The following is a 22,817-nucleotide window of genomic DNA, read 5'->3' as shown; positions in this document are numbered from 1 at the left end:
CTGTTCCGCAGGGGCGCAACACCCCGACGGGTTCAAGCGGATTTATGCGCCTTCGGGCGCATAGAAATTGCAGAAATTTACTCGTTCGAACTGGGCATAACCGCGCTCGGCAAATGCCGGATTCGCCAGGATTTCGGCCTCACGGTCACGTTCGCCCCGGCAGATCACCAGCAAGCCCGGTGCCGGTCCGTCGGTCTCGGCATAATCCAGGGCGATACTCCGCTGGTACCCCATCACCATCGGACGGTCAGACAAATACTGTACCACGGAATTCCAGCCGACACCGAAGATGTAGACGACATCGTCGGGCTCGGAATACTCGGCCACGGCGGCGCTGACCCGTTCCATCGCCGGCCAGCCCTGAAGGGATCGCTGGAAGAAGAAGGACTGCCAGGTCCAGGCGGCTCCACCCAGCAGCGCAACGGACACGACGACCGGCACGGCCCATGTCGTCAGCTTGACCGGAACACCCTTGCGGCCCGCCAACCAGGCAATGACCGCTTCCAGAGAGGCACTGATGCCAATCGCCAGAATGCCAAGCAGGAAGACGACATTGGCCACCCAGTAATAGTAGTGGTGCTCGTAGACGTTCGCGAAAATCATGAAGCCGCAGACGAAACCCGCAACGAGTGCGACCATCAGCCAGCCACGCCGACGCACTTCCAGCGCCAGCCCGGGCAGGGCCAGCACGACCGCCAGCCACCACATCTGACCGAGGGCCTGGGTCAGGATGGACGGGTTGTCGCCGCGGAACGGCATCAGGATGTAGGAGAAGGACTGGACGCGTTCGACATTCGAGCCGTAATTCCAATCATGCAGACGCTCGGACGTCAGGAATTCCGTGAGCGGATGCGCCGCTTTAATCGTGTCTGAAAAATCCACCCAGACGAATGTGATCAGGAGCGCCGGCCCCAGCAGGGCCAGACCATAGCTCATCCACTGCAGGCCCCGCTCGACCACGGCCCCGGGCTGGGTCCGCTTTTCCCAGGCGAAGCGCAGATAATGCAGGCCGAAACCCACAATGATGGCGACCGCAAACACCACAAAAGTAGTCGTCTTGGCGAGGGCCGCCAAAATGGCCAGAACCACACCCAGGCCGAGCGGCCACAAGCGGTCACGCTGAATGAATTCCAAAGCGCAAAGAGCCATACCCATCGCCAGGGCGAGACTGAACATCTCGATCATGACCGTATGCGACCAGTAGAAATACATCGGCGATGCCGCGAGGATCGCGACCAGTGCAATCTGCTGCAGCTTGGTGAAGTTCAGCAAAATCGTCGCGCGCCATGCCGCCACTAGCACTGCAATCCCCGACAGGACACTGACAACCCGGCCGCTGAGCTCCAGGGGCATGCCCGTCACGCCTGACAGTTTCGCAATGGCAATCTGGTAGAGCGGGAATTCCAGCGGTGCCGTCCACGGCGGGCCGAAAATCGGCATGCGGTAGTCCAGCCAAGGTCCACCGCGCGCAATTTCCCGAGCCACTGTTGCGACCTGGGTCTGCCGGAAAAGGTAGTGGTCCAGGATGGGCAGGTCGGCATAAACACCGAAGACAAGCCCGAAACTGATCACACTCCAGACAGCGATTATGGCGACGCAGACCGCCGGGCTCGTTAGATAGCGCATCGATTGTGGGCCGAAACCGGCCCTTCCCCCATGAAAGTCGACTGAAATTCCGCGCCAGGCGCGACCCGTGTCAGACGTCCGGATCATAGGAGGGGAAGGGTCAAAGTCAACGCAGAGCCACTCCTGCGCAGAGCCCTTCCAGGTCTTGGAATTTCACCGGTTTGCAGCGCAGATGTCCGGAGGTTTGCTGCAGCGCACGCAAGGGGCGCGCCACAGGCGGCTGCACGCAGCTTGCCACCCAATTCACGCCACCCTGAATGTGATCAGTTGAAACGGCTGCCGGTCTCGATCCGGGCCGACCCTATCTCGAACAACGAGACCCCCGGCACATCATCGCGCCGGGGGTCTGCTTGTCCACTCAGTTGGGCGGAGACGATCCGTCTGGTTGCCATCGCCCCCGGCGGCCGCCCTTACCAGAAGACCACATAGATCCCGACCAGGATCACGATGATCACGCCGGCGGCGATATTGAATCCGGTCCGGGTGGCAAAGCGCAGACCGGAGAGCTCCACCGGGCGCCCTTCCGCCGGCGGTGGCGTCAGCAGCGACACGACGACGCCGACGACCAGACAGGCCAGGAAGACAATCCAGATCCGTACCACGAAGGGCATGTCGAGCGCGTCGAGGCCAAGGGCCGCCAGCAAGCCGCCGCCTGCTCCGCCCAAGGCCGCCGGATTGGCCAGCAGCCAGAAGAAGAAGGACAGGCCGACCGAGGCAATCAGCAAGGCGAAGGCGCCCGGCGTATTGGCCCGTTTCCAGAAGAAGCCGAGCAGGAAGATCGCGACAATGCCCGGCGCGATGAAGCCGGTATATTCCTGGATCGTCTGAAAGGCGCTTTCAAACCCGCCCAGGAAGGGCTGGGCCAGCAGCAGGGCCGCGATCATCGCCGTCAGGGCCGTGATCCGACCGACGGTCACATAATGCCCGGTCTCGCCATCGGGTTTGATGAAGGTGCGATAGATGTCCATCGTGAAAATGGTCGAGATGGAGTTCACCATGGACGCCAGCGAAGAGACGATCGCCGCCACCAGGGCCGCGAAGACCAGACCGCGTGCGCCGGTCGGAACCAGGGTCATCAGGACGCCATAGGTGCTGTCAGCCCGGTCCGCGAGCTGGCTGCCATCCAGCAGACCATTCTGTGCCAGATAGAGTGCGGCAATACCCGGCACCACCACGATGACCGGGATCAGGAGTTTCAGCCCGGCGGCAAAGGCCAGGCCTTTCTGGGCCTCGGCCAGGTCTTTCGAGCCCAGGGCCCGCTGGATGATGTACTGGTTGAAACCCCAATAGGAGAAATGGAGGACCCAAAGTCCGCCCAGCAGGGTCCAGATGCCCGGCAGATCGCCATAGCTGGGATGGTCCGACGGCAGGATCATGTCGAAATGCCCCGGAATGTCCTGCATCAGGATGCCGAAGCCGGCGAGCGCACCCTCACCCTGCCCCACAAGATTCAAGGCCACGAAGGTGATCAACAGGCCACCGGCAATCAGGATCACGACCTGGATGATATCGGTCAGCGCCACAGCCTTCAGACCGCCATAGAGCGAATACAGGATGGCAAAGACGGCGAGCAGCGCCATGGCCGGCCAGACCGCCAGCCCCGTCACGGCCGCGATGGCCAGACCGCCGAGCCACAGCACGGCCGTCAGATTGACCGTGGTGTAGAGGGCAATCCAGAACAGGGCCATGATCGTCTTGACCCCGCCGCCGAAACGCTGGTCCAGGAATTGCGGCATCGTGTAGACACCGGACTTCAGGAAGATCGGCAGGAAATACTTGGCCACGAGCAGGAGCACGATGGCGGCCTGCCATTCATAGGCGGCAATCGCCAGGCCCACGACATAGCCCTGGGCCGATTGGCCGATGATCTGTTCGGCAGAAATGTTCGCGGCGATCAGCGAGGCGCCAACCGCCCACCAAGGCAGGGCCTTGCCGGCGAGGAAATAATCCTCGGCATCCTTCTTGTGACCCGCCTTGTCGCGGCTCACCAGATTGGCAACCGCGATCAGGGCGATCGCGTAGCCGATGACGATCACGAGATCGATTGTCGTCAGATTCATGGTCCTACCCCTGTGTCACGCGGCCTTCTGCGAGTGCTCGCGCGGTTACCCCTCATTGATGGATTCGAGATTCCGGCCCCGGGTTTCCGGGACAAGGACCGCGACGAGGATGAAGAAGAAAAGCGCGGCCGCCCCGTAGAAGAGAAAAGTCACGGACGCGCCGAATGTGGCCAGCTCGGCCGGAAAGACGAGCTGGACAGAAAAACTCACCAGCCCGTTCACGAAAGCGACCAGGGCGATGGCCGTGCCGCGAACGGCATTCGGGAAGATCTCGGACAGGAAGACCCAGGTGACAGGCCCCAGAGAGACCGCAAAACTGGCAACGAAGACGAGAATACCGGTCAGGATCAGGCCGGCATTCATCTCGATCCCGATGCGGAGCAGTTCGGACTGATGGGTCCGGTAAAGCTCGGCCCCCATCTCGCCGATCAGGGCATTCTTGAAATCGACATCGGACTGGAAATACTCGCCGTGCAAGGCGGACAGGTCGATGGCCTGCAAAGCCGGGCTGGCCCCCGCCAGGATCCCTGCATCGATATGGTAGGTGGCAAAGCTGAAGGCGAGCGCCACGATCGTTGTACTCAGCCCGACCCCGGCCAGCCCCAGTAGAAGCAACGGCTTGCGACCGATCCGGTCGACCAGGCTCATCGCGATAATGGTGAAGACCACATTGGTCAGGCCGATCAGGGCCGCCTGGAAAAGGGCGGCATTGGCGCCAACGCCGGTCTGTTCGAACACGACCGGGGCGTAGAAATAGATCGCGTTGACGCCCGTGATCTGCTGCGCGATCCCGACAATGAGGCCGATCAACAACGCCTTGCGCATGAGCGGCGAAGCCAGCCAGACCAGGCTGTTGCGCAGACGGGTCCGCGTCGTCACGGCCACATCATTGACCCGGTTGAGGATCTCGTCCGCCCGCTCGGATGGGTAAAGCCGGGACAGCACCCGCCGCGCTGCATCCGTGCGACCGGTCTGGACCAGCCAGCGCGGGCTCTCCGGCACCCAAAGCGACAGGGCCAGCAGCCAGGATACGGCCGGGATCAGTTCGATACCCAGCATCCAGCGCCAAGCCTCCCGGTCGATTCCGGCCCAAGCCACCCAGGCCTGATCGGACTCGCTGAGCGCCTGCAGGGATACATTGGAGAAATAGGCCGCCGACAGCCCCAACACGATCGCCAACTGGTGCATGGACACCACACGCCCGCGCGCTGCCGAGGGCGAGATTTCAGCCAGATAGACCGGCGCGATCACTAAAGAAGAAAAGGCAATTCCACCGATCGCACGCGCGATCGACAGGGACAGGAAACCACTCGCCAGCGCCGACAGGCAGGATGAAACGATGTAGAGCGCCGCCGCAAAGCGCAGCATGGTCCGGCGTCCGAACCGGTCACTGAGATAGCCCGCGGCGAGGCTGGCGAACATGGCCGAGAGCGTCGGCGCACTGACGATCCAGCCCATCTGCCAGTCGGTCAGACCGAACTGCGCAACCACGGCCGGCGCCGCGCCGGAGATCACCACGGCGTCGTATCCGAAGACAAACCCGCCCAGAGAGACGAGTGCGGCAAGCCGGAATACGGCATTGCTTTCGGCTCCGATCAAGCGTGCGCCTCCTGCCGCGAGTTCCATCCTGCGCCCCGACTAGAATTCGCAACCGGCACCGGGCGGCGCATCAACGATACGCACATCCGACAGGGAGAGCGAGGCCGGTCCGTCGGACTCGATCGACAGCGGCAGGCTGATCTGGCTCAGATCCGCACCGGCATCAGCAAAACAGCTGAGCGGCACGGACGCCTCCCGCCATCCCTTGCCCTCGGCCACGCGGAGCGACGCCGTGACATCCAGGCGGCCTTCACAGGCCTCACCGCAGCCCATCACGAAGGCGACTTCGCCTTGAGGGGCAAGCGGGACGGCGTAGACCAGGTGCAACGCCAGGCCGTCTGCGCTCAGATCCCGCAGACCTTCGCTGGCCAGTTCGAGGCGAACACTCCCTTCAGCACTCCACTCAAAGCGCTTGGTGTCTTCCTGGGCAAAACGGTCCTCGGCAACGGCCGACAGCGTCCCGTCACGGGTCTGCGTGCGCGGCCCTGAAACATCGACCGGTCCGGCGCCCGGGGTGGTCAGCACAAGACCGTATCCCGTGGCTGCGCGTCCTGAATTGATCAGCGTACTGCTGCCGGCGGCGGCCGCACCTACGGCCAGCGTCTCATCCAGCTCGCCCAGATCCGCCGGCGGTTCGGCATAGCTGCCGCCATAACCCATGGCGAAGAGCGGCGCATAGTCGGCATCACCCCAATTGAGCGGACTCTGGTCCGGGCGGGCCGGCCAGGAGAAGGACAGACGGCCGGTGAAATCATGACGCGGCGCGCCGGACGCATCGCCCACCAGGACATCCGCCACACCATTGCCTTCGGAACCCGGCAGCCAGGCCGCCACGAAGGCGTCGGCTGCATTGAGTTCCGGATTCATCCACATCGGCCGGCCGGACAGGAAAACCGCCACGGTCGGAATGCCGCGCGCCGACAGGCTGCGCAGCAGGTTGAGCCCGGTTTCATCGGCGAAATCGAGATGCGGGACATCGCCCTGGAATTCAGCGTAGGGCGTCTCACCGAACACGACGACGGCGACATCGAATTCGCCTTCGGCAGCCCCATCAGCCTGGTATGTGACGGTTCCGCCATCGGCTTCGACGGCTTCGCGGATGCCATCGAGAATGCTCGTCCCGTCGCCGAAGTGGGAATTCTCATTCCCCTCGCCCTGCCAGTTGATGGTCCAGCCACCTGATTGCTGGCCGATATGGTCGGCCGCTTCACCAGCGACGAGGACGCGGGCCGTGGACGCGATGGGCAGAACACCATTTCGGTTCTGCAGCAGAACCAGCGATTCCCGGACAGCCTGACGCGCCACAGCGCGGTGTTCCGGTGCGCCCAGCTGCGCGAACTCGCCAGTCAGCGGACGCTCGGACGGACGCGCCGCCTCCATCAGACCCATGCGGATTTTCACACGCAGGATGCGGGACACCGCCTCATCCAGGCGCTCCATCGACACCTCGCCGCTACGCACCTGTTCCAGCAGGGCGGCGTACAGATCCCGCCAGCTGTCCGGCGCCATATACATGTCGACACCGGCATTGAAGGCCTGGGCACAGGATGTGGATGTGCAACCTTCAATTTGGCCGTGACCATTCCAGTCACCCACGACAAAGCCGGTGAAGTCCAGACGCTCGACGAGGATGTCGGTCAGCAGGCCCTCATGCCCATGCAGTTTTTCGCCATGCCAGGAATTGAAGCTGGCCATGACCGAGAGCGCGCCGGCTTCGATCGCCGGCGGATAACCGCCGCCATGGATGCGGGCCAGTTCGGCCTCGCTGGCACGATTATCGCCCTGGTCAACACCACGATGCGTGCCGCCATCGCCAATGAAGTGCTTGGCGGTTGCCAAGACATGCTCGCCCTGCAGGAAGTCGGCATCACCGACTTCGCCCTGAAGACCTTGCATCATGGCCGTCGCATACGCCGCCACGATGGCCGGATCTTCCGAATAGCTCTCATAGGTCCGGCCCCAGCGGTCATCGCGGACCACGGCCAGGGTTGGCGCAAAGGTCCAGTCCTGCCCGGTGACACGGATTTCGCGGGCCGTGATCTCGCCGATCTGGCGGATCAGGTCCGGATTGTCGGCGGCGCCCAGGCCGATATTGTGCGGAAAGATGGTCGCGGTGCCGATATTATTGTGCCCGTGGACGGCATCCGTTCCCCACATGACCGGAATGCCAACCCCGCCATCCGACGTGTCCGTCGAGGCGTCCCAGAAGGCGTCGGCCAGTTCAACCCAGCCCGAGGGCGGGCCGTAATTGTCATTGCCCGGCGCGGAATTGCCGCCATTCAGCACGGAACCGAGATTGTATTCGCGCACCTCGTCCGGCGTGACCGATGCGATATCGGCCTGGATGACCTGGCCGACCTTCTCTTCCAGGGTCATGCGCGACAACAGCTCGGCCACACGGGCTTCGAGGGCATCATCCTGGACAAAGGGCGACTGAACGTCCGGCCAGACGTCCGGATTGACGCCAGACCCGGCTTCCTGGACAGGCTGAGCCGTTTCGACCGCCACCGGTGCCGGTTCGGTTTCACAGCCCGACACCAGGACAGACACAAGGCCAAGAAGAGAAAAAGCGTGCGTGAACTTCATGGTCCGTCTGCCCTCACTGACTGTCGGGGGAGCCGCCGGCAGGGCAGGTCCCGTCTGATTGAAATCCGTCGGCGCAGGCATAAACCCGCACCCAATCCACCCGCATCACCTTGGGAAATCCTTCATTGGACACACCGCCGAGATTGTTGTCCTCGGACAGGTGGCCGCCGATGGCGATGTTGAGAATGAGATGAAAGGCCTGGTCGAAAGGCGCTGCCGGCGTGGCCGTGGGCGCCTCGCCCCGGGTATGCCAGTCATCCGGCGTCTGGCGGGCGTAGGCCTCGCCATCGACAAACCAGGTGATCGCCGCCGGCGACCATTCAATGCCATAGATGTGGAAGCCTTCCGCGGCATTGGCGACGGAAACCGAACTGCCCGAATGGGCATTGTCCGGCCAGGCGCCGCCATAATGGAGCGTTCCCAGAACCCGGTCCTCGACCCCGCTGGCGCATTCTTCGCATGGCGTGCCCAGATTGACCGCTTCCATGATGTCGATTTCGCCGGACAGGGCCCAGCCGCCATAGACATTGTCTTCCGGCAGCATCCAGATCGCCGGCCAGACACCCTGACCGCGCGGCAGCTCGGCCCGGACTTCGATCCGGCCATAGCGCCAGGCAGCACGGTCGCGCGTGACCAGCCGAGCGGAGGAGTACTCGCGACGCACGATCTCCGGCTCTTCGCCATCGGCCAGCTGATCGGCCGGTCGGTCCGGCCCTTCAACAGTCTCGTGCCGGGCCGTAAGGACAAGGTTGCCGTCTTCGACCGAGGAATTCTCCGGCCAGGGCGTGTAGCACTGGCGCTCGGCATTGCCGCCACCCCAGCAATCCACGTCATGGCCCCAGCGCGACGGATCGATCGCCTCTCCGTCGAACTCGTCCTGCCAGACCAGTTGCCAACCGGTCTCCGGGCCAGCATCGCCCTGCGAAGCCTGCAGGGCTCCGGCCAGAATGAAGACGGAGAGAAACATCGTCAGACCGTCTCCCCGGCATCGCAATACTGGCGGACATAGTCCTCGTGCAGCGGCAGGCCGTCGACGGTCTGGCTGACGGATTGCCGGATCTGCTCGAGGAAGCGCTGGAGCTCCTCACGCGGCATCTTGTCCGCGATCGGGTGGTAGAAGTCCGGTTCCAGGCCCTGACCCAGCATCACCTGCAGCCAGGAGTTTTCGCGGAACAATTCATCCCCGGCGCAGTGGATCCGGCCGGTCTTCGAGAAGAGTTCAATCCGGTGGGCGAGACTGTCCGGGATCGGCAGGCGCCGGCACTGCCGCCAGAAGGCACTGTCGGTGCGCTCGGTGACATTGTAGTGCAGCACGAGAAAGTCGCGGATCGTGACGAAATCCTCGACCGTCTGCTCATTGAAGGCGTCCCGGTCGCACGCCATCACCCCGGCTACCGGGAACATCCGCAACAGACGCAGGACGGACCTCTGGATCAGGTGGATACTGGTGGATTCGAGCGGCTCCATGAAGCCACTGGCCAGTCCCACGGCAATGCAATTACGCTCCCAATGCTTGCGCCGCATCCCGGTGCGGAAGCGCAATTGATTGGGCTCGGTCAGGGTTTCGCCCTCGACCGTGGACAGGAGCCGTTCGCGTGCCGCGTCATCAGACAGGTGCTGACTGCAATAGACGATGCCATTGCCCATGCGGTGCTGCAGCGGAATGCGCCACTGCCAGCCGGCATCATGGGCGATGGAGCGTGTATAGGGTGCCGCGGCTCCCACGGCCCGGGTTTGGACCGCGATCGCGCGATCGCAGGGCAATAGATGCGTCCAGTCGTCATAGCCCGCCTGAAGCGCGCCCTCGATCAGAAGCGCCCGGAAGCCGGTACAATCGATGAAGAGGTCGCCCTCGACCCTCTGACCATTGTCCAGATCCAGGGCGGTGATGTCGCCGCTCTCCGGATCCAGCACGACTTCGTTGATCTTGCCCTCGATCCGGACGGCCCCGTGCTGTTCGGCGAAACCGCGCAGATATTTGGCATAAAGCGCAGAGTCCAAGTGATAGGCGTAATTCATGCCGTCATTGGGTAGCCGGGCGAATTTGCCTTCCAAAGCGGCCTTGTACTCCAGGCAATAATCGCTCAGCGGACCGGCCATGCCCTCGACCCGGCCGCGCTTCCAGAAATGCTGGAAGCCGCTGGTCCAGTGATCGCGGCCCGTCGTGCCGAAGGAGTGGATGTATCGGTCGGACCCGTCCGTCCAGCCTTCGAACTGGATGCCCAGTTTGAAGGTGGCCTTGGTCTCCCGCATGAACACGTCTTCGGGAATGTCCAGCAGGCGGTTGAAGGTGCGCAGCGGCGGAATGGTGGCCTCGCCGACCCCCACCGTGCCGATCATCTCGGACTCGACCAGGGTCAGATCGACGGTCGGGCCCATCGTCTTGGCGATCGCAGCGGCCGTCATCCAGCCCGCGGTTCCGCCCCCGGCAATCACGACGCGCCGAACGGCGCTCTGGCTCGCCTGCGTCATTGGTTCAGGATCCTCAGTAAATAGGCCCGGATGCGCCCCGCCATCTCCCGCGTCATCGGACCGAGAATGCCCCGGCCCTGTTCGGGAATGTGGGCCGTCACGGTCTCGTCAGCCTCGAAGACATAATGGTCGAACAAATCCCGCCAGAGCTGGCGGTCCGCGTCTGGCAGGTCCCGGATCGACATCATGGCCAGATTCAGCGCGTCCTGGGGCAGGCCCAGATGGGCCGGCGTGTCGCGCCACCAGAAATTCACCAGGATGTTGAACGCATCCAGCGCCTCGACATGGTGCCACCACATGGAGGGGATGAAGATCGCATCGCCCGGCCCCAGCTCTGCGACCTGCGCGGTTTCCAAAGCCTCCCGGAATTTGGAAAACCGGTCGAAGTCAGGCCTGTGGAAGTCGACCAGGCTGATCGGACGTCCCGCCGGCGTGTTATCGATGGGGCCGATATAGAGATTGCGGAACTGGTCCGGCGGAAACAGGACAAAGCGGCGGCGACCACCGACCACGCACGCCATGTTGTCCGGGAAATCATTGTGGGCGCTGACACGGGTCCGCGTACCGATCCAGATGCTCGCCAGCGGATCGCGATCGCCCAGGTCGAGCGAATGGTCGTCCGCCAGACCCCTGAAATAGGTGTGCATGTCCGTGGAGCTCAGATAGACCGTCGGCGACGGCGTCTCGGCCTCCGCCCGGGCCATGCGCTCCAGGCAGGCGTCCAGCGGGAGGCGCTCCGTGGTGATATTCACCGCCATGTTCTCGTCGTAGAAAATGTGGCCGGCCATGGAGGCCGGCCCCAGTGTCACAACGAAGGGGCGCTGCGTTTGCCGTTCGGACAGATAGGCCCTTGCGGCGGAGGAAGAGGTTTGGGCAGCCCGGGTCAGCGGCCAATCGGCGGCCAAACCCCGGACAATGAAAGGCTTGCGCGTGGCAAATCCGGCTTCAAGCGCGGACAGGTCACCGGCATCGCGCTCTGCGATGGGTTCCATCTCCGCGAATATGCCGGCGGCCTGATCAAGCATGGACCAGGCTCTCATTCTTGCGGCCGACCAGGTCGGCAAGGTTCGACAGGGAGGCGACCGCCATGAAGATCGGCATCAGATAGCCGGTTGCATGCAATTCGGCTGTCGCGGCCGCATCCAGTGACTGGAGGCGGGTTTCATTGATGGTCTGGAAGCCAACGAGCTGGTTCTGGCTGCCATCATCTAGGGAAATCTCGAGCGAGAAAGGCTCCAGCAACTCGTGGCGTTCCAGAGCGTCGAAGAAACCGCGGCTGGCCTGATAGCCTTCATGGAGGCGGCCCAGCTTGCCGGTCATCGCCTGCAGGAAGGGCGTGGGTTCGCCGGCTTCATCGAACACGCGCTCACCCGTTTTCGCCTCAGCGCGCGGATGGTCCAGGTCGATATGGACATGCGCCCCGGATCCACCGTCCCGGTCCAGTCCGACCAGGAAGGGACGGGTGTCCATGGCCAGCGGGACATAGCGGGCATCCCAGCCTCGGGCATTGAGAAAAAGGTTTTCACCCCGAGTGAAGCCGAACAGGGCGACGGCATTCATGCTGCCCTGGGACGGGTCTTTCTGGAAGACGATCGGATAGTGCGCCTGGACCTCCCGGAACTCCGCGGGAACAACGAGGCAGCACATCTCGGCATCACCCAATTCGGCCTTGCGGGCGCGGCTGACGCGGAGGGTTTTGTGCGTGTCGCTGGAGAGGGGGCTGTGGCGGCTCATCTTGATCGCTCCTGTGGCTGTCCAACCCGCAAAATAGCCGATTTTGGCCAGTTCCGGGGGCCGACAGGCCGGAAGGCGTCGTCCGGAAGAGGTCCGGGGGTTCAAAAAACCCCCGGACCCCGGAACAGACACCGGTCTCGGTGCTAGTATGTGTAGCGCGCACCGAACATGTAACGCGCACCACCCTGGGCCGCGAAGAAGGCGGTGTTCGGGTGACGGCGATGGCCACGCGTGGCCTCATCGGTCACATTGATGCCTTCCACGAAGACGGTCAGACCGTCGCGGATTTCATAACTGGCATTCATGTCGATCTGGCCATAGGCCTCGCGGTAGAAGGGATTGATCCCGTTACCGGCCAGGTATTCGTCACGCCAATTGTAGGCGATCCGGGCCTGGATACCGTCCTTGTCGTAAAAACCGATCAGGTTGGCGCTGTCACTCAGCCCCGTCAGCGTGAACTGGGTCACATTGTACGGCAGCGTATTGTCGTACTCCACGTCGCCCTCGACGATCGTGTAGTTGGCAATCATGCCGAACCCGCTATCCCCGAACGTATGCTGGAGCGCGATTTCCCAACCGGAAAGCTCGGCGGTTTCATCGCTGTTCACCGGCACATTCACTTCGAAGTTCACGAAGGGATCTTCGCCGTCCACGCCATAGATATTACCCGTGGTGTAGCCGAGGCTGTTCGTGCCCGTGACCATGAAGGTCGACGGATCCGCATTGTCGAAAATCCACTGGCGGATATCCGTGCTGGTCGCATTCGGACCCAGCGCGGCAATGGCAGCGGCTACACGATCGCCCTGGCCCGGGTGGGGCAGGTTGAAGGCAGTGACATCGACCACGTCGGAACTGATGAAGTTCTCGACGTTCTTGCGGAAGTAGCCGATCGAGAAATAGCTATCGTCGGCATAATACCATTCAGCCGAGAGATCGAAATTCTCGGACTCGAAGGGCAGAAGCCCCGGATCGCCCTGGCTGCCCGTACCGCCGGCAATGCGGAAGAGCTGATCCACGGTCTGACCACCTTGCAGCAGGTTGTAGGCCGGACGCGTGATGGACTGGCTGTAGGACGCCCGCAGCACCACATCGTCACGAACATCGACCCGGAAGTCGACAGCCGGCAGGAAGTGGTCGTACTCGCCCGTCAGTGTGGTGAAGTCCTGCGATCCGTCGAAGATCAGACCGTACTCATTGTCGGCGACCCATTGCGTCCCGATCGGGATCGGCACCAGGGCGGACGAGTCGATGCTGGTCTCTTCATAGCGCAGACCCATGACGAGCTGGGCCGGGCGCTGGAAGACGTCGAAGGCCATGTCGGCCTGGACATAGGCCGCGAGGCTTTCCTCACTGATCCGGCGGTCGGTCGTGTAGTCGGCCAGGCAATTGCCGTTACCGCCACAGGCGCCGTACAGACCATCGATCAGACCCACCATGCGCTCGAAATCGAACGTATAGAAGTTCTGGATCATGTTCGGATTGTCGCTGCCCGACAGGGTGTCGAAATGGTTCGGCAGGGAGCGCTGGACGAAGATGTCATCCGGAATGTCCGAGGCCGGACCGATACCGCCCCACCAGTCATTCTGCAGGAAGCCATAGGCCGAGCGGACGCGGTTCTCGGTGGCGCTGACGCCGAAGTCGAGGCTCTCCACGAAATCGATCTCGGGACGATAGCTGCCCCGCAGCTGGAACTGCTCGATGTCCGAACGCTGATAGGCGTTCCGGAAGGCGTTACCGGTCGCGAAAATGTTCGATGCATCGGCCGGGTCCATGCCCGGTGCCGCATCATAATAGAGGACCGGCAGCTCTTCGCTGAAGTCGAGACCCTGCATGGCCACACCGAAGACGGCGGTGCCGACAGACACGCTGGTGCCGTACGGGTTGGTCGGCTTCGATTCCGCTGAGGAGTCGTGATAGTCGAGCTCCAGGGACAGAGTGTCCGAGACATCCCATTCGACATTGAAACCGAGGCTGCGATTGATCGAGGCATTCTCGGTCAGGGCGCCGGAATAGGACAGGTCCGAATAGGCGGTGCCGAAGTCTTCGGAATAGAAGATCGGCCCGGCAACCGGTCCGTCCGTCCAGGCGCTGGACGTATCGGCATGGTTGAACCAGATGCCGACCATGCCCGTACGCACGGAGGATTCATTGCGCGAATAGGTGTAGTCCATCGTCGCGGTGACGGAATCGACCGGGCGGAATTGCAGGGTCAGCTGACCATTGATCCGCTCCCGCTGAATTTCCGACAGGGCGTATTCACCGTTCTGCGGAACCGCATAGACATCATCCGGCCCCGGGCGGTTGGTAATGTTGGCGAAGCCGGGCGTACCGGGCTGGGCCAGGGAGCCCCAATTGTTTTCCGAGCCCAGATAGCCGTCACGCCAGCCGACATTGGCCTGGGCATGACCGAATTGGCGGTCCTGATAGCTGGCAGACACCGCGACACCGACGCGGTCATCCGCGAAGGTGTTGGAATAGATGCCGGAGATCTCCGGCGTGATGCTGTCGCTGTAAAGCTCGGTCGAGTCGATGACGCCCTTGCCGCCGACCACGAACCGCATGCCCGGCGCTTCGAGCGGGCGCGTCGTGCGGATATTGATCACCGAGCCGATGCCGCCAGTGGGAACCGAGGCGCGGGACGTCTTGTAGACCTCGACCCCGGCAATGCCCTCGGAGGCCAGATTGCCGAAATCGAAGGAGCGGGAAGAGGGCGGGCTGGCGCCGTCGCCGAGCGACGAGGTCGGCATTTGCCGGCCATTGAGCGTCACCAGGTTGAATTCCGGACCAAAGCCGCGAACCGTGACGGTCGCGCCTTCACCATTATTGCGCTCGATCGAGACGCCGGTGATGCGCTGCAGGGATTCTGCGAGGTTGGTATCGGGGAAGTTACCGATATCGACGGCAGAAATGGCATCCACCACACCCTGGCCATCCCGCTTGATGTCCATGGATGCGGCCAGACTCTGGCGGATACCGCTGATGGTGATGACGTCGACATCATCGTTCTCGGCACCGTCCTGCGCGAAGGACGGGCTTGTCCCAGCGGACAAGGCCAAGATCGACGCGCCGAGCATGAGCACGCGCGAACGTAATTTCGTAGGCATTTTCTCTCCCCTGAACACCCCGGTTTTGACCGGGTTTGTCCGCTTATGCTCCACAAATTGTCTCTTTGTGTCAACTTTTGTCTTGTTTTCGCCCCATTATTGGGACAATTTTGGGACAATACTGTATTCTGAAGACGGCGGCATTCCCTGCAATGCTTGGCGATTCAGGCCTTTTCCGCGGTTGACCCCCGAACCACCAGTGTGTGGGGCAGAACCTGGATCCCGGCCGCCTGCCCGGCCTCCGAATCCGGCCTGGAAACCAGTTCGACCGCCATCCGGGCCATCGCCTCATAAGGCTGCCGCACCGTCGTGAGTTCCGGCCAGATCGTCTGGGAAATCTGCGACCCGTCGAAGCCGGCCACGGAAATGTCCGCCGGAATGGACAGGCCCAGATCATTGGCCACCATGATCACCGCAGCCGCCATCTCGTCATTGGAGGCAAATATGGCCGTCGGACGATCCGGCAAGGTCAGCAAGGAGCGCGCCGCGTCCATGGCGGGGTGGAAGGAAAAGTCCGCCGACCGGATCAGGCTTTCTTCCGGCAGGGGCAGACCCGCCAGGCCGAAGGCCTCGTCAAAACCCTGCCGGCGCAAGAGCGTCGCGACATGGCCCGGACGGCCACTAAGAAAACCGATCCGCCGATGCCCCAAACCAATGAGATGTTGAGTCATTTCCATCGCCGCCAGGCGATCGTCCATGGCGATGGAGTCCGCGCCGGACACCGGGCGTGACGGCGATATCAGGGCAAAGTGAACGCCCATCTGCTTGAGCAGGTTCTGGATTTCGAAGGAGTCGCAAAGCGGTGGCACCAGGATGACCCGGCGCACACCGGACCGTTCGATAAAGCCCCGGACCTGATCACCCCAGTCCTTGGCCGTCTCGTCAAACGCCTCGACCGCGAGGAAATACCCGCTGTCGCGGCAGGCGTCGAGCAAGGCCTGGTAGACACTGATCTGGTAGCCCGCATCCGGATCCCCGAACAGGACACCGATTCCGCGATGCCCGGCCCCGTTGAAACCGGCGGACGCAGCCCGCGGCTCATAGCCCAGCGCGGTGATGGCCTCTTCCACCTTGCGGCGGGTTTTCTCGCTGATATTGGGATGCCCGTTGAGGATCCGCGACACGGTCTTGGACGACACACCCGCCCGTTCCGCAATATCCGAAATCTTCCCCATGGCGCTCCCCGGCAAATCAGGACCCAAAATTGTCCTGTCCTGTTGGGACATTTGTCCCACACGGGACAATTGAGAGCAAGAGGGTTAGGAGCGCTGCCGCAGCGCGCGCTTGCGAGGCCATCGCGGAGGCCTTGCGGGACAGGTGTGGGCGGCGGGACCTGCCCGCCGCCAGCAAGCCTATTGCAGACCGATCCGGATTTCCAGACGGGCAGAATGCGCGTCAAAATCGCCGGTCCCGAGACCGGACACATCCGCGGTGAAGCGCAGGATGGCGCCGCCCCAGAATTCGCCCTGAACCCCGAGTCGGGCATCGGCCCGGACATCGCCAGTGCCCACGAGCCCGCCATTCTCGTCCAGAAGCGTGGCCGGATTATAGTCCCAGACCCCGGTCAGGCCGACCATGGGCTCCCACCAGCCGTCTGTGCCTCGATCGAACCGGTAAGCGACTTCCGGACCGGCCTCGAAACGGCCGACCGATACAGTCTGCTCCGGAATCACGATACCGAGACTGTCCGTGTAGGACGCCTGGGTTTCCTCGAAATGCGCGAGGCTGGCGGACGGGCGGACGCGCCAGCCTTCATGACTCCATTCTCCGGTCAGATTGACCCGCAGCATGTAACGCTCGGTCTCGAACTCGTCCTCGTAGAGCCCCAGCGGATCCACCGTATTGGTGGACGTCCCGTAGAGCGCCATGGCATCCAGCCAGACACCGTCACGGACCTGCTGGACCAGGTAGGGACCGGCCATCCAGCCAGACCCACTGACCCGGGCACCCCGGATGCCGCCGGCCCGGGCGGCGATGTCCTCGGACACATCATCCATCCAGTCCCGCTGAAGCATGATGCCAAAGAGACGGCCTTCTGAGGCCTGCCAGTCCGCGCCCATCTGCACGATGCCGAATGTGCTTTCGGACAGATCACCGGCCCGGTCATCACTCACTGCGCTGTAATTGGCCGAAAGCCAGGCATCCCAGTCCGTTGCCGTGTCCGTGTTCTGCGTATCCGGCATTTGCGGACGGCCCTGCTTGGCATGGTTGCGCAGGCCCGACAGGCTGGTGGACAGGCTCGCCAGACGGCTGTTGCGGGTGATGTCGACCGCCACATGTCCCGGCGACGTCGTGACGCGGTCCGTAAACCGGCGGGACAGATCGGGGCTCGCATCCAGGATCCGGTCAGCCCGGCGCACCATGAAGTTCCGGATCGCGCGCTGGGTGGCCAGCCGGATTTCCGCCTCATCACGCGTGTTGGCAAAGGTGCAGACAATGTCCTCTTCCGGGTCCAGGTCGATATCCACCCGGCCGGCCGCGACATCAATGACACTGCCACCATCCAGATCGCCGGAGCATTCCAGGCTGTCCAATCGCCAGCCCTGCGGCAGGGCCTGGGTGATGTCATAAGTGCCAAAAAGCTTGCGAACCGGTGCACTGGACGCCAGGCCGCCGGATGTCGTCAGGCTGAGCCCGTCGAGGTCGGGATCACCAGACTCGTAGGTGAAACTTTCATCCCGCTGCAGACCCCCCGGCGTGGTCGCCACAAGCTGGATCGTACCCCGGCGCTCGGCAATCGTGATGGTAAGCGGGATGGAGACCACAATGGATTCGCCTTCCGCGCCCAAGACACCGCGCTGACCGGCTGGAGCCGCACCGAGATTCACGACGGTGATCCGCCCGGTATAGGAGCCGGCGGCCAGGGCCTCGGCCTGGTCGTTGACGGCAATGACCAGATCGAGCGTATCCAGCCCCGCAATCGTGCCGGAGCGCGGCGTCACGTCGAACCAGTCCACATCCACATCAACGCGAAACTCGATCGCCTCACTGCCCGGATTGGAAATGCTCGCCGTGGTGACAATCTGCGTCACGTCGGCGACATCATCGCCGACCGTCAGATTCACCTCGACCGGCGGCGCGACGGCTTCAACCTCACCATTGGCCGGCTCGGACGGATTGCCCGCTTCGTCAGACGCGGCGCCTTCAGCAATGCTGATGCCGACCGTGCCCAGGGTCCGGGGCGTGATCGTGGCTGTGAATTGCGATGCGGATACGCTTGTAAAAGCGGACACATCACCATTGGACACACCGACATCCTCGATCGAGAAGCCGGTCACCGGTTCGGAGAAATCAAATGTCGCTTCGAACGGCCCTTCCACATCCGCACTCGGTAGACCGAGGGTCAGAACCGGCGGCACCGCATCGGTTTCCACCTCGAAAGTCTCGGCCGCGAGGCTGAAATTGCCCGCGCCATCAAGGGCGGCACCGGCCGCCAGCGCAATCGTCAGCGGATTGCCGCCCGTCGGCGTGACGGTCAGCGTGTAGACCGAGCCGCTTCCCGACAGCCCGGACGCCTCACCATTGGTGATGTCCAGGTCGTCAAGCGCAAAGCCCGTGACGTCCTCGGAGAAGGTCACCGTCAGGATGAAAGCGTCAACGGCCGCACCCTCCAGCGAGGTGCTGAGAACCACGCTCGGCGCTGTCAGGTCGGCGTCAACGCTCAGCGCCTCCGCCGCCGTGCTGGCATTGCCGGCCGCATCTTCAGCCGCGCCGCCCGGCAGTTCGATCGTGACCGGGCCATCATCAGCCGGCGTCACCAGGAAGCTGTAGTCCGCGCCGGATCCGCTGAGATCAGCGGCCGAACCATTGCCGATCACCAGATCATCCAGACCGAAACCTGTGACATCGCTGTCAAAAGCCGCATTCACACGGAAAGCACCGGAGACCGGACCGCCCGCAGCCGTTGTGAGGGCCACGGCCGGCGCAGTGAGATCCGCTTCACGCACCAGATCGCTGGCGGCCACACTGGCATTGCCGGCAGCATCCTCAGCGCCCCCGGCATCCAGGCTGACCGTGACAGTCCCGTCATCGGAGGGCGTGATGGTGGCCGTGTAGTCAGTCCCGGAGCCGGTGAAACTGGAGATCGATCCATTGGTCACGGACAGGTCGGCGACCGTGAAGCCTGTCACGGCCTCGTCGAAAACGATCGTGACCGGGAAGGCCGCCGAAACCGGACCGGCCGTGCTGCTTGCCAGAACGGGCGTTGGGGCGGTGAAGTCGGCAGAGCGCGTCAGCTCGGTCGAGACTTCATTGCCGTTGCCGGCCGCATCAGAGGCCGCGTCAGCCAAAAGGAGCACCGTGACATCGCCGTCCGAAGCCGGGGTGATGGTCACCGAATAGGCCGCCCCCGAACCGGTCAGATTCGTGGCCGCACCATTGGTCACGCTGAAACCGCCGATCGTCAGTCCGGCCACGGCCTCACTGAAGTCGACACCCACATCGAAGGCTCCGGCCACCGGCCCGCTCACCGAACTGCTCAGCGTCACGGTCGGTGCATCGACATCAACGTCTACCTCCAAAGAGGACGCTGCGAGACTTTCATTGCCCGCGACATCTGCCGCGGCGCCGGCAGCCAGCGCGATGCTGACCGTTCCACTGCCTGTAGGCGTAACATCGACCGTGTAGCTGGCCCCGGACCCCTGCAGGTTCGACGCGGTCGCGCCGTTCAGCGCCAGATCATCAATCGTGAAGCCTGTGACCGTCTCACTGAAGGTGACGTCCACACCGAAGGCACCGGACTCGGGTTCGCTGCCTTCATAGGCCAGGCTCGCCGTGGGCGCGGTGTTGTCGAGGACGAATGTATTGTCATTGGCCCCGCTCGGCGTGGTGCTGACCAGTGTATTCCCGATCTCGTCCGTCAGCGCGGCATTGGAAACCGTCAGCGCGATCTCACCATCCAGAGACGCCAGATCGCCGCCGGAAGCCGTGACGTTGAACCCGATGGAGAAACGCTCAACCGTCAGATCCGCTGTCGTGCCTGTGAGGGTGAAGTCTTCGGGTGCCATGCTGAAAGCCGGCGAGATTCGTGAAAACTGCACGGACCAGGTCACACTGTCGGCATTGGTCGTTTCATCACCCGGCGTCGAGCGCGTGATCGAGGCAATCTGGGGTCCGCCATTCTGGACGTCGTAGAATTCGTGCTCGCCCGTCGGGGACGTGGAGGCCAGCGCATTGCCGTGCAAGTCCCGGATGACCTCGCTGGAGGGATCAACGAAGAGTTCCACGCGCTCGGGAGCATCAAGGCCCAGATCGGCGAGATCGCCGCCGGATACGGTCACGATATAGCCAGGCGGGATACGGCCGGCACTCAGGGATGAATCATCCTTGTCGTTCGCGTCGCCAAAACCGCCCCCGGTGACACTGGTCACGGTCGCGGTTGTCCCGCTGACACCGAAATGGGCAGGCGTGACGTCTTGGATGGGCTCGTTGATCGAGACGATCCAGGTCAGGCTGTCGGCATTCGTGGCCTGGTCGGTCGGGTCGTAGCGGCGGATCGACTGGAGCACCGGGCTCGTATGATCGACGCCATAGCTGGACTCCCAAGTTCCGGACGGGGAGGTGGAACTCAGCGCGTTGCCCAGCACATCCGTGATCCCGTTTGTGCGGCTGATTTCCAGCCGCACACCGGCATTGTTGAGCGTGGAGAAATCGCCGCCGGAAACGGAAACCCGAACTTCATTGCCCTGGACATTCGGAGAGGCGCTGGCCGTGGTCCCGAACACGTCAAAATCCGATGCCGTCACATTGGACACGGGCTCGTCGAAGGTCAGAAGCCACTCAACCTGGGTGCCATTCGTGTAGTAACCGGTCGGGTCGGAGCGCTCGATCGACAGCAGGACCGGTCCTGCATTGTCGAGAACGACAGACCGCTCATCGAGGCGGGCTGGAACCAGGCTGGTGAGCCGATTGCCCGCCGCATCCACAATGTTCGAGGTTCCGGCTAGCGCGAGGGTCACGGTCCCGGTTGCGTCCGGAAGAAGGCCAGTATCCGTGGTCACCCGGTAGACGCTGGTGCTGAGCGCTGTCGCACTGGCGATCCCCAGCGAACTGCCTGTCAGCTCAAAATCATCCGCCGAGACATTGCTCACCGCTTCGGAGAAAATCACGTTCCAGGTGACCGCGTCCGCTTGTGCGGGGCTGGCGGATGGCGAAGTCCGATCGACATCGGATACGACAGGCGCGGTGCCATCGATTTCCAGGCTGAATTGGCTGGCAGCCGTATTTCCATTGCCGGCAGCATCCTGGACTTGATCAGCCGCCATGTTGACGGTCAGCGTGCCGGCTTGGGTCGTCAGAATGGTGGCGGTCGCCGTGTTGGTGCCGGTATTGACGGACTGAACGCTGCCACCGACCACCACAAGGTCCGAAGCCTCGAACCCGGAAACGGTCTCGGAAAATTGCAGATTCAGGTCGAAGGTCGCATTCAGGGCATAAGGGCTGCTGGCAGCGCTTGAAAAACTGACCGTGGGCGCGGAGCCGTCGTAGGTCATTTCGAAGGCTTCAGGTGCCAGATTGCCGTATCCGTCGGTATCGTTGGCTGCATTCGCCGCGACGCCGACATAGTGCGTCCCGTTTCCGGCCGGAGTGATCAAGACGCTGTAAGAGCTCGCGGACAGCACGGTGAAATCGGACACAAAAGCACCCGCCGCACCAATCGCACTCGCGGAGAAACCGGTCACATCCTCGCTGAAATTGATGATCAGCGTGTAGGGCGCATTCACCGGCGAAGAAGCGGTCGAGCTGAAGCTGATTTCCGGCTCGCCGGCCTCTGCCTGGATCGAGAATTCGGTGGACTCGGTATTGGGGTTGGACGCCTCGTCAAACAGACTGTTGGCAGGCAGGTTGACCGTGATCTCGCCCGATGCCTGCGGGCGGAGCGTGACCGAGCCCGGCGCTCCATTCAACGGGACGCTGAAGCTTTCGATCGACGCATTGGTCACATTCAAATCACTGCTGCTGAAGGAGTAGGTGGCAATGTAGTCCGCAAAACCATCCTGCGGCAGACAGGTGATATCGACCACGAACTCGCCGGAAACCGGAGCCGGCTCTGTCGTCGAAAAGGCGCAATTCGGCGGCGTATTGTTGACGACTGTCGGGTCACTCACCCCCGGGTCGAACGGGCCAAGGGGCGTACCGAGGAGGTTCTGGATATCGTTACTGTCGGCAATGCCGAGGCGAACCTCCCCGTTCAGGTCGGCCAGATCGCCGCCGGACACCGTCACAAGGAAGCCGCCACTCCCGGCGGGAATTATTGACGTGACGCCCGCCGTTGTGCCGGACACTTCAAAGTCCCCTGCATCAACATTGACCACCATTTGCGAGAAGTAGATCGTGAACTGGAGACTGTCGAGATTGGTGTAGGTGGCGCCGTTGATGTACTGGACGACCGGGGCCGGTGTGTCTGCCCGGGCCGGCTGGGCGAGCCCGCCCATACTCATCGCGGCCACAACCAGAACCGCCGCCCCCCGGCAGACAGCCGCCCTCACCGACGCCGCACTCGACGCCAAGTCCCGAACCCAAACACGCATGTCACTGTCCCCCTCGCCCTTTCCCGTCACGCAACAGGCACGAGCGCACGCTGCGCGCGCACGGCAAAAAGGCGTTAATTTTCAAGTTGATTGGGGTTCGTTTTAAC

The 22,817-nt window shown here is 62.9% G+C and carries 11 protein-coding genes; all 11 read right to left on the bottom strand.

The genetic code is table 11. The features are described 5' to 3' along the window. Nucleotides 1-42 precede the first annotated feature (42 nt). Complete coding sequence (locus FCS99_RS05050; protein ID WP_138510984.1) at nt 43-1,626, bottom strand: hypothetical protein; 1,584 nt, start codon at nt 1,624-1,626, stop codon at nt 43-45. A 410-nt stretch (nt 1,627-2,036) separates the two neighbouring features. Continuing rightward, nucleotides 2,037-3,686, bottom strand: coding sequence for a sodium/sugar symporter (locus tag FCS99_RS05045; RefSeq protein ID WP_138510983.1), 1,650 nt, complete (start codon nt 3,684-3,686; stop codon nt 2,037-2,039). Nucleotides 3,687-3,731: 45 nt separating this feature from the next. Next, nucleotides 3,732-5,285, bottom strand: coding sequence for an MFS transporter (locus FCS99_RS05040; protein WP_233352664.1), 1,554 nt, complete (start codon nt 5,283-5,285; stop codon nt 3,732-3,734). A 39-nt stretch (nt 5,286-5,324) separates the two neighbouring features. Continuing rightward, on the bottom strand, nt 5,325-7,871 hold the full coding sequence (locus tag FCS99_RS05035) for a glycoside hydrolase family 3 protein (RefSeq protein ID WP_138510981.1): 2,547 nt from the start codon (nt 7,869-7,871) through the stop codon (nt 5,325-5,327). Nucleotides 7,872-7,884: 13 nt separating this feature from the next. After that, a complete protein-coding gene (locus FCS99_RS05030) occupies nt 7,885-8,838 on the bottom strand; it encodes a glycoside hydrolase family 16 protein (RefSeq protein ID WP_138510980.1) in 954 nt (317 codons plus the stop codon). 2 nt (nt 8,839-8,840) lie between these two features. Then, nucleotides 8,841-10,343 (bottom strand): tryptophan halogenase family protein, encoded by a 1,503-nt coding sequence (locus FCS99_RS05025; protein WP_138510979.1) that lies wholly within the window; start codon nt 10,341-10,343, stop codon nt 8,841-8,843. Then, complete coding sequence (locus FCS99_RS05020; protein WP_138510978.1) at nt 10,340-11,368, bottom strand: cupin-like domain-containing protein; 1,029 nt, start codon at nt 11,366-11,368, stop codon at nt 10,340-10,342. The genes FCS99_RS05025 and FCS99_RS05020 overlap by 4 nt, the downstream gene beginning before the upstream one ends. After that, nucleotides 11,361-12,077, bottom strand: coding sequence for a SapC family protein (locus FCS99_RS05015; protein WP_138510977.1), 717 nt, complete (start codon nt 12,075-12,077; stop codon nt 11,361-11,363). The genes FCS99_RS05020 and FCS99_RS05015 overlap by 8 nt, the downstream gene beginning before the upstream one ends. 143 nt (nt 12,078-12,220) lie before the next feature. Beyond that, nucleotides 12,221-15,181 carry a TonB-dependent receptor gene (locus tag FCS99_RS05010; RefSeq protein WP_138510976.1) on the bottom strand — a complete coding sequence of 987 codons (2,961 nt, stop codon included), beginning with the start codon at nt 15,179-15,181 and terminating at the stop codon, nt 12,221-12,223. 164 nt (nt 15,182-15,345) lie between these two features. Beyond that, the gene (locus tag FCS99_RS05005; RefSeq protein ID WP_171036241.1) at nt 15,346-16,356 is read right to left on the bottom strand and encodes a LacI family DNA-binding transcriptional regulator; all 1,011 of its coding nucleotides are present in this window, start codon (nt 16,354-16,356) and stop codon (nt 15,346-15,348) included. A gap of 177 nt (nt 16,357-16,533) precedes the next feature. Then, on the bottom strand, nt 16,534-22,710 hold the full coding sequence (locus tag FCS99_RS05000) for an Ig-like domain-containing protein (RefSeq protein ID WP_138510974.1): 6,177 nt from the start codon (nt 22,708-22,710) through the stop codon (nt 16,534-16,536). Between the last annotated feature and the right edge of the window lie 107 nt (nt 22,711-22,817).

Source organism: Maricaulis alexandrii (assembly GCF_005871165.1).
In the GTDB taxonomy this organism is placed as follows: Bacteria; Pseudomonadota; Alphaproteobacteria; order Caulobacterales; family Maricaulaceae; genus Maricaulis; species Maricaulis alexandrii.
The sequence above is the reverse complement of the archived record's forward strand: the minus strand, read 5'-3'. Positions and strand labels throughout refer to the sequence as shown.

What these genes read in the sequence shown, in the direction of transcription:
- FCS99_RS05050 (WP_138510984.1), bottom strand. Translation starts at nt 1,626, where the DNA reads ATGCGCTATCTAACGAGCCCGGCGGTCTGCGTCGCCATAATCGCTGTC.
- FCS99_RS05045 (WP_138510983.1), bottom strand. Translation starts at nt 3,686, where the DNA reads ATGAATCTGACGACAATCGATCTCGTGATCGTCATCGGCTACGCGATC.
- FCS99_RS05035 (WP_138510981.1), bottom strand. Translation starts at nt 7,871, where the DNA reads ATGAAGTTCACGCACGCTTTTTCTCTTCTTGGCCTTGTGTCTGTCCTG.
- FCS99_RS05030 (WP_138510980.1), bottom strand. Translation starts at nt 8,838, where the DNA reads ATGTTTCTCTCCGTCTTCATTCTGGCCGGAGCCCTGCAGGCTTCGCAG.
- FCS99_RS05025 (WP_138510979.1), bottom strand. Translation starts at nt 10,343, where the DNA reads ATGACGCAGGCGAGCCAGAGCGCCGTTCGGCGCGTCGTGATTGCCGGG.
- FCS99_RS05020 (WP_138510978.1), bottom strand. Translation starts at nt 11,368, where the DNA reads ATGCTTGATCAGGCCGCCGGCATATTCGCGGAGATGGAACCCATCGCA.
- FCS99_RS05015 (WP_138510977.1), bottom strand. Translation starts at nt 12,077, where the DNA reads ATGAGCCGCCACAGCCCCCTCTCCAGCGACACGCACAAAACCCTCCGC.
- FCS99_RS05010 (WP_138510976.1), bottom strand. Translation starts at nt 15,181, where the DNA reads ATGCCTACGAAATTACGTTCGCGCGTGCTCATGCTCGGCGCGTCGATC.
- FCS99_RS05005 (WP_171036241.1), bottom strand. Translation starts at nt 16,356, where the DNA reads ATGGGGAAGATTTCGGATATTGCGGAACGGGCGGGTGTGTCGTCCAAG.
- FCS99_RS05000 (WP_138510974.1), bottom strand. Translation starts at nt 22,710, where the DNA reads ATGCGTGTTTGGGTTCGGGACTTGGCGTCGAGTGCGGCGTCGGTGAGG.